This is a genomic window from Frankia sp. Allo2, from assembly GCF_000733325.1.
Lineage (GTDB): Bacteria > Actinomycetota > Actinomycetes > Frankiales > Frankiaceae > Frankia > Frankia casuarinae.
Genome location: NZ_JPHT01000045.1, coordinates 6,176 through 13,549 on the forward strand (window position 1 = coordinate 6,176; position 7,374 = coordinate 13,549).

General features: G+C 73.6%; 4 protein-coding genes. 2 read left to right on the top strand and 2 right to left on the bottom strand.

Features of this window, described 5'->3' with window-relative positions; all coding sequences use genetic code 11:
- On the bottom strand, positions 1-944 hold a 944-nt coding region (locus tag ALLO2_RS20255), incomplete at its 3' end, for a serine/threonine-protein kinase (RefSeq protein ID WP_198031051.1).
- Positions 935-5,548 carry a WD40 repeat domain-containing protein gene (locus ALLO2_RS20260; RefSeq protein ID WP_051875462.1) on the bottom strand — a complete coding sequence of 1,538 codons (4,614 nt, stop codon included), beginning with the start codon at positions 5,546-5,548 and terminating at the stop codon, positions 935-937. The genes ALLO2_RS20260 and ALLO2_RS20255, both read right to left, overlap by 10 nt.
- 517 nt (positions 5,549-6,065) lie before the next feature.
- Between ALLO2_RS20260 and ALLO2_RS20265 the strand changes: the two genes are divergently transcribed.
- Complete coding sequence (locus ALLO2_RS20265) at positions 6,066-6,656, top strand: RNA polymerase sigma factor (protein ID WP_035734204.1); 591 nt, start codon at positions 6,066-6,068, stop codon at positions 6,654-6,656.
- Between the two features lie 87 nt (positions 6,657-6,743).
- A partial coding sequence (locus ALLO2_RS26655) for a hypothetical protein (protein ID WP_051875464.1) occupies positions 6,744-7,374 on the top strand: 631 nt, incomplete at its 3' end.

Below are 7,374 nucleotides of genomic sequence, written 5' to 3' on the forward strand. Positions count from 1 at the left end.
GTGCGGGCTGGTGGTGTGCGGGCTGGTGGACTGCCGCGCGCCGCGTCGCGCACATCGTCGTCGAGCCGCAGCGGCAGCGGGCAGCGGGTGAGCCAGCCCGCACCGAGCGCATGGGCCGTCGCGGCGGCGAGATCCAGGGCGAACGCGCGGGCCGACGGCGGGCGTGCACCGGGCTCCTTGCGCAGCGCCCGGTCCACCACCGCGGCGATTGCCGGCGGCGCGGCGTCCAGTGGTTGCGGCGCGACGCGCAGATGATGGTCCATCAGCTGCGCCATCGATAGCGCCCGGACGAACGGTGGGCGGCCGCTGAGCAGTTCGTAGAGGACGATCCCGAGTGCGTACAGGTCGCACGCCGGTCCCGGCGGCCGGCCGTCGAACTGTTCCGGCGCCATGTAGACGGGGGTACCGACGAGCGTGCTCGGGGCCGCGCCGGAAGCGCCGATGAGCTTGGCGATCCCGAAGTCGGTGACCTTCAGCAGGCCGTCGGCGCTGAAGAGAATGTTGTCCGGTTTGATGTCGCGGTGCAGGATCCCGCCCGCGTGCGCGCATTCCAGCGCGGCGGCGGTCGCCAACCCGATCGCGCAGACGACGTCGACGGTCAGCCCGTTCGCCGCGCGGGCCCGCACGGTGCCGCCCGCCAGTCGTTCCATGACGAGCAGGCACAGGTCCCCGGATTCGACGTAGTCGTAGATGCGGACTACGTGGGGATGGTCGAGTCCGGCCAGCAGGCGCGCCTCCGCCAGGAACCGACCGTGGGCGCCGCCGTCCGCCGCGCTGGTCGACAGGACCTTGATCGCAACGGTTCGACCGAGCCGGCGGTGGCGACCCGCGAGGACGACGGCGTGACCGCCGTGCCCGAGCATGGCGGTCACCTCATAGGCGGGGAGCGCCTCGGCCACCCGGTCGGTGATGAACCGTTCCGGCTCCGGTCCGGTCAGCCGCACGGCGGATCGTAGTCGAGGCCCGGCAGGTACTGTTTCCATTCCTCGCGGGTGAGCGGGTCGCCGGCCCGCGCGCACAGCCGCGTGACGACGCTCGCCGGGTCGAGGTCCCAGACGAATCCGATCACCTGGTAGGGCGCTCCGACGATGAAGGCGGTGTCCGGGGCGAAGGCGACCGCAGCGAAGCCGTTGTAGCGGCCGCTGAAGGTGGCGTACGGCACCGGGTCGGCCGGATCGGACATGTCCCACAGCCGCACCACGCCGTTCGCGCCGCCGACGCCCGCCGCCATGAGCCGGCCGTCGGAGCTGAATTCGATGGAGTTGACGCCGGCCCCCAACCCGATGATCGAGGGCAGCGCGCGGGGGGCCCGGCGGTCCGTGACGTCCCACAGGGCGACCTTCGTGTCGAAGCTGCCGACGGCGAGGGTCCTTCCGTCCCGGCTGAAGGCGATGGTGATCAGGGCGCTGGTGAAGCCCGTGATCGTGCTGATGCCCGCCGGTCGGTCCGGTGTCGTGATGTCCCACAACCGGATGGTCCGGTCGCTGCTTCCGGACGCCAGGGTGCGCCCGTCCGGGCTGAAACTGACGGTGGCGACGTCGTAGCGGTGCCCTGCGAGGACGGACCGCCCCCGGGGCGTGGCCGGGGCGGAGATGTCCACCAGGGCCAGCCGGGCGCTCGTGCCGGCCAGCGCGAGGGTCCGGCCGTCCGGGCTGACCTCCAGGTCCTTGATCCCGCCGATGCCGGGATGGATGGTGGACAGCAGCCTGGGACGGTGGATGTCGGCGACGTCCCACAGCGTGACCATGCCGTCGAAGTCGGTGGCGTAGTCGAGGCTGCCGGCGATGAGGACCCTGCCGTTCGGGGTGAACCGGACGCTGCCGACCGCGGCGTTGAATCCGGTCAACGTGGCGGCCGGTAGCGGCCGATCGGGGTCATGCGCATCCCACAGCCGGACGGTCTGCCCGTAGTCCCCGGTGGCTAGGACCCGCCCGTTCGGATGGACCGCCGTCGACCACAGGAAGCGGTGGTGCCCGACCAGCACCGGCCCCGGCACGTCCCACAGGCGCAGGGTGCGGTCGTCGGCACCGGAGGCGAGGGTTCGCCCGTCCGGGCTGAAGGCCAACGCCCACGGCTTCGACGCGTGCGGCAGGACCGCGATGGCGTCGAAATGGCGGGACGGATCGTAGATCTCGACCGCGCTGTTCNCCCCCACGGCCACGAGGCCGTCCACGTTGACCGCCACCGCCTCGACCGATCGCACCTCGTCGATGACCTGGAGGGTGGTCGGCCGTCGCGGGTCGGTGAGATCGAAGACCCGCGCGGTGGTGTCGTCGCTGCCGGTCACCGCCGTCTTCCCGTCCGGGCTGATGGCGACCGCACGGACGGCCGTGTTCGCGCTGAGCACGACATTCGGGCCCGCCTCGCCCTTCAGCTCGCTCAGCTCCGCCGGGGCGGCGAGGTCCCGCACGTCCCACAGCAGGGCCCGGCCGTCGTCGCCACCGGTCAGCAGCTCGGTGCCGTCGGGACTGAACGCGACGGCACGGACGTTCGCGGTGTGGGCGGTGATCGCGCCGGCCGGCCGGATCGCGCTCACGTCGGAGACGTCCCACAGCCGCACCTGTGATCCGTACCCGCCGGTGGCAAGGACCCGGCTGTCGGAGCGGAAGGCCAGCCCGTGGATCGAGTCGGAGGCGCCGGGTAACGTCGCCGCGAGCACCGGGTGAGTGGGATCGGTGATGGTCCACAGCCGGACCGTCCGGTCGTCGCTCCCGGTGGCGACGAACCGGCCGTCCGGGCTGAACGCCACGGATTTCACCGCCAGCCGGTGGCCCCTGATCGTGCTGAGCGGGGTGCGGCNGGNGGGGNNTGACGCGGACCACAGGGCGACCGTCCAGTCGTCGCTCGCCGTCGCCACCAGCCTGCCGTCCCGGCTGTAGGCGACCGCGCCGATCGGACGGGTCTGCGTGCCGAGGTGACGGGTGGCGAAGCCGTAGTCGCTCGCGAACGTCGACAGCACGGCGCTGCGCGCCTCCGCCGTCGGCGCCAGGCGGTAGGCGACGGCGCCGAGCTGGGCGGCGGCCAGCGGGTCGGACCTGCGTAGCTGGTCGGCCTGCCGGCCGATCGCCACCGACAGCGCCCGGTCCCGCTCGCCGGCGATCTGGGCCCGTTGCCGGAAGGCGAACGCCATCGCTCCACCGGCGATCAGGGTCAGCACCGTGAGAGCGGCGACGAGCTGGTGCAGCCGCCTGGTCCGCCGGACCTCGGCCCGCCGCGCCGCCTGCTCGGCCGCGAGGGAGGCCGCCAGAAAGTCCCGCGCGACCGGGCTCAGTGCCGTCTGCCGCTGCCCGGCCTGCGCCCACTCCCGGACGGTCGCCAGCCGACTGCCGGCGAACAGGTAGGACGGGTCCCGCCCGCCGTCGTCCCAGGTGGCCGCGGCGTCGGTGAGCCGCTGTCGGGTCACCGCCGCGGCACGATCGACCTCGATCCACTCGCGCAGCCGCGGCCACGAGCGCAGCAGCGCCTCGTGGGAGATCTCGACGGTGTCGGCGTCCACGGTGACGAGTCGGGCGGCGACCAGCGCGTCGAGGACGGCGGAGACGTTCTGGGCTGACGCCGAGTTCTGGGCTGACGCCGACGTGGACAGCAGCTCGGTGCGTGAGACGCGGCGGCGGGTGTCGTCCGTCCCATCCCCGAACTGGATCATCTGTAGCAGGATCTGCCAGGCCGCATCCTGGCCGGCCGCGTCCAGCGTGCCGAAGGTCTCCTCCGCCGTCCGGGCGATGGCCCCCCGTAGACCCCCGGCCCGCAGGTAACCGGCCACCGTCAGAGTGCCGTTCTCGCGTTCCCGCCAGGTGGCGCGCAGCGCGTGCGCGAGCAGGGGCAACGATCCGGGGTCGGCGACGACGCCGTGCTCGTCGGCGCCGATGTCGTGCAGCATCAGATCGACCAGGCCCGGCTCCACCGTGAGCCCTACCGCCTCGGCCGGCTTCACGATGGCGTCGCGCACCTCCGCCGCGGTCATCGGCCCGACCACGACCTGCCCCGTCTGGAGCGCGTCCACCAGCTCCGGATAGGCCGCGCACCAGCCATAGAAGTCGGCGCGGACGCCGATGACGACGACCGCCGGTGGACGGGTGGCCCCGTCCCCGCGGCACGCGGCGACCAGCGCGCGGATGAACGCGCCGCGCTCCTCCTCATCCGCGCACAGGGTGAACGTCTCCTCGAACTGGTCGACGACGATCNCCNCCCGCCGGGTCGGCGGGGTGGTCCCGCCGCCGGCGGCGGCCGGACCCAGGGCGAGCAGATCCGACAGCGCCCCGACGAAACGGGCGGGTTGCGAGACGACGTCGAGCCGTGCCGCCGCGAGCACGGACAGCCCGGCCGCCTGCGCCACCGTGCGGGCCAGCTCGCGGGCCGGGTGATCCGTGGGTGTCATCAGGNCCNGCGGCCANCCGNGGGCGCCCGCCACTGCGCCCCGGGCGAGCGCCGGGAGCAGCCCGGCGCCCAGCAGCGACGACTTTCCCGAGCCGGAGGCACCGACGAGCACCAGCGGACCCGCGCCGTCCAGCCGTTCCTCCAGCCGCGACAGCGCCTCGGCCGTCGCTCGCTCCCGCCCGAAGAACCAGCGCTGCGTGCCGGCGTCGAACGAGGCGAGACCGGGATAGGGGCAGGCGGCCTCACCGGTGGTCCCCCCGCCGTCCGGTGCGCTGGGAAGCCCCGCCGGCTGTCGCGGGGTTGGAGTCACCACCGGGCCGGGGCCGTCGGTGAGCACGGTGGTCGGCGCCGGCTCCAGGTCGGCGATCGGCGGGGNGTGCGCGGCGTTGCCGGCGAGGATCACCCCATCCGACCAGGCGGCGGCGGAATGCAGCACTGCGTTCCCGGCCGCGGTGAGACGTTGGGCGAGCCGCCGGGTCACCTGCCCGACGCTCAGCTCGACCGGGCCGTCCGGGTCGCCGTTGACGAGGAGCCGGACCAGGCCGGCGGACAGCGGCGGTCCGTCATCCGCGGCCGGCCCGGTGTGCGCGGCCAGCGGCGAGGTCAGCACGAGCAGCTCCACGCCGTCGCCGGCCGCGTTGACGCCGCCCCCCGCATCTTCACGAGGACCGGGAACATCCTCGCGAAGACCGGGAACGCGAGGTGGCACCGGCGGGACGGTGGAGTTGGCGACCGTGGTCCGCACCCACAGACCGTCGACGGCGATGAGCCGGGTGGCGGCCCGGCTCGTCGCCATCGTCGCCAGGACCGACGACAACGGCAGGGCCGTGTAGGCCAGGCGATGGGGACGGCTGTCCGACACGGCCGTCGCCAGATGGATCATCCCGTCGGCGTCGACGAGGACGATGCCGGCGTAGTAGACGAGGAGAGCCTCGGTGGCCTGCTCGACGGCCGCCGCGAGAGCCTCGCCGAGATCGAGCGGGGTCGCCGGGTCGACGACCGTGCGCAGGCTTTCCTCGGCCAGCCCGCAGCGCTCCACGAACACGCCGCCGACCGCGGCCACGGCCCGCGCTACCACGGCGCCGACCTCGCCCGCCCGGTCGACGCCGGGCCCACCGAGCCCGCCCGTGCCGACGACGAGAACCCGCGCACCGGCGGATCCCAGAACCAACCGCGACGTCCGCGACGTCGATGAACGAGCCACAGCTCTCGCCCTGCCCCCCGTGCCCGACATAAGCGGCCAGATGCCCCCGACCAGGTCATCCAGCTGGCGCATCAACCATAGATCAATCCGACGGCGCCCGGGCGGAATGCCGCGGAACCCGAACGTTATCCTCGGGGCGCGGCTGAGTCTGACCGTGCCAGTGCGTTGTCGCTGTGCTATGAGCAAGCCCCCCATGTCCGGCCGTTCCGGGCGAGGTCGCATCATCTGCGCGGTGAGCGAGAGCGCGGAGCTGAGCGCAGATGCGGTCGCCACTGAGGGCATCCCGCGACGATCATCTTCCTCGGTGAGGCCGGCCTCGGCGGGGCCGGCCTCCGCGCCTGGCGGCCCGGCGGCGCTGGTGCCGGCGCCGGCGGCCGGCCACCAAACCCGCGCCGGGGTCGGCAGGCCGTCCGTTGGGGAGCCGTCCCCCAAGGAGCCGTCCGTCAAGGAACCGTCCGTCGAGGAGTCGGATCTTTCCTCGGCGGTGAGCGGGGCACGCCGCGGTGACGAGGCGGCCTTCAGGCTGCTCTACCGGACGATCCAGCCGGGTCTGTTGCGGTACCTGCGGGTACTCGTCGGTGACGAGGCCGAGGATGTCGCGTCCGAGGCATGGCTGCAGATAGCCCGGGACCTGCCGTCGTTCCGTGGGGACTTCGACGGGTTTCGCGGCTGGGTAGCCACGATCGCGCGTCATCGCGCGCTCGACCAGCTGCGCCGGCGATCTCGCCGCCCGCGCGGTGACGTACCGGTCGAGACGGTGATGACGGAGATGGCCGCGCCCGATGACACCGCCGGCGAGGCGTTGGAGGCGATGTCCACCGAGGCCGCCATGCGCCTGATCGCGGGCCTGCCGTTGGACCAGGCGGAGGCGGTGCTCCTGCGGGTGGTCATGGGGCTGGACGCGAAGACCGCGGGGCGGGTTCTGGGCAAGCGCGCCGGCGCGGTCCGCACCGCGGCGCACCGGGGGCTACGCAGGCTTGCCGAACAGCTCGGTGATGGTGGGGGCACCGGGGTTGGTCGACCGGAGGCAGGTGAACCAGGTGAACATGGTCGGGGTGGCGGCGCGCGGCGATGACCATGGGCTCCGGCCAAGTGCAACACGGCCAGGTGTAACACGGCCAGGTGTAACACCGGTGAGGGCTTCGACGCTGAAGGACGTGAGATGAGCACACACCGACCCCGTCGGATCGGCCGGGGCGCCGCGGAGCGGATGCTTCGCGGCGGCCCGGTCAATGCGGGGGCCGGTGCGGATCCCCTTGCCGATCTGCTCGCCGCCGTGGCCGCTCCGGCCCGCGAGGGCGAGCTCGACGGTGAGGAAGCGGCTGTGGCCGCTTTCCGGGAGGCGCGTCTCGCTCACGTCACCCAGCCGCGGAGAGAGCCCATGTCCAAGTTGTTGCTCGCGAAGTTCCTGACCGCGAAGGTCGCCGCCGTGGCGGTCGCGGCCACGGCCGTCGGAGGCGTCGCCGCCGCCGCCGGCACAGGAGTACTGCCCGTCCCCGGTGTAGGTGGCAGCGCCGCTGTGTCCCCGGTGGCTACGCCCTCCGCCGAGGTGACCGCGCCGCGGGTCTCAGTGCCGAGCGCCGGTGCGTCCGTCTCGGCGTCCCTGCTCGCGCTGTGCCATACCTACACGGCCGACGCCGGCGCGGCTCTCAGTTCCCCGGACCTGAACGCGCTGGTCACTGCCGCTGGCGGCAGTGACCAGGTCGGCGCCTTCTGCGCGAAGGCCCTGCGGGCCGAGGCCAGCGCCGGGGTGGGTGCGGCCGCCGGGCCGGGCGGCACGGGTGCCGGCGCGC